Here is a 1,202-nt window from a genome sequence, read left to right on the forward strand (position 1 = left end):
GCGATAGCAGCAACCGCATCGCGTTCGACGATGCCGATAACCTGATCAACGAGAGCGAACAAACCGCCGTGACCTTCAGCGGCACGGTGGAAGACGGTGCGGCGAGCCGATAACCTGATCAACGAGAGCGAACAAACCGCCGTGACCTTCAGCGGCACGGTGGAAGACGGTGCGGCGATAGACAGCATCGTGATCACCGACGGCCAGGGTGGCAGCGTCACCGTGGACGCGAACGACATCACCGTGAGCGGCAACGACGTCAGCGTGGACGCCCAAGACCTGAGCAGCCTGGCCGATGGCGAGTTGACGGTGACCATGACGGTGACCGATGAAGCCGGAAACCAGGGCAGCGTGGATGACACCGCGACGCTGGATACGGCGGCCCCAGGCGAAGGTGGCGATAGCAGCAACMGCATCGCGTTCGACGATGCCGATGRCCTGATCAACGACARCGAACAAACCKCCGTGACCTTCAGCGGCAMGGTGGAAGACGGTGCGGCGATAGACAGCATCGTGATCACCGACGGCCAGGGTGGCAGCGTCACCGTGGATGCGAACGACATCAGCGTGAGCGGCAACGATGTCAGCGTGGACGCCCAAGACCTGAGCAGCCTGGCCGATGGCGAGTTGACGGTGACCATGACGGTGACCGATGAAGCCGGAAACCAGGGCAGCGTGGATGACACCGCGACGTTGGATACGGCGGCCCCAGACACCGGTGATGGCAGCAACCGCATCGCGTTCGACGATGGCCTGATCAACGACAGCGAACAAAGCGACGTCACGTTCAGCGGCACGGTGGAAGACGGTGCGACGGTCAACAGCATTGTGATCACTAATAGTGCTGGAGGCAGCTTTGGATCGATTGGTGGCATAGATATTAATGACACCAATCCAGGAGGAAGCATCACTGTCGATAGTGGCGACATTAGCGTGGATGGTAATGGCAAGGTAACGGTCACAGGCCAAGACCTGAGCAGCCTGGCCGATGGCGAGTTGACGGTGACCATGACGGTGACCGATGAAGCCGGCAACCAGGGCAGCGTGGATGACACCGCGACGTTGGATACGGCGGCCCCAGACACCGGTGATAGCAGCAACCGCATCGCGTTCGACGATGGCCTGATCAACGACAGCGAACAAAGCGACGTCACGTTCACCGGCACGGTGGAAGACGGTGCGGCGATAGACAGCATCGTGAT

At 60.9% G+C, this 1,202-nt stretch carries 1 protein-coding gene; it reads left to right on the plus strand.

Features of this window, described 5'->3' with window-relative positions; all coding sequences use genetic code 11:
• Nucleotides 1–96: 96 nt before the first annotated feature.
• Nucleotides 97–1,202 (plus strand): Ig-like domain repeat protein (locus tag BZG13_RS15060; protein ID WP_198935539.1); only part of this gene is annotated, 1,106 nt, incomplete at its 3' end.

Origin of the sequence: Salinivibrio sp. ML323 (assembly GCF_001995745.1) — a bacterium.
GTDB classification, from domain to species: Bacteria; Pseudomonadota; Gammaproteobacteria; order Enterobacterales; family Vibrionaceae; genus Salinivibrio; species Salinivibrio kushneri.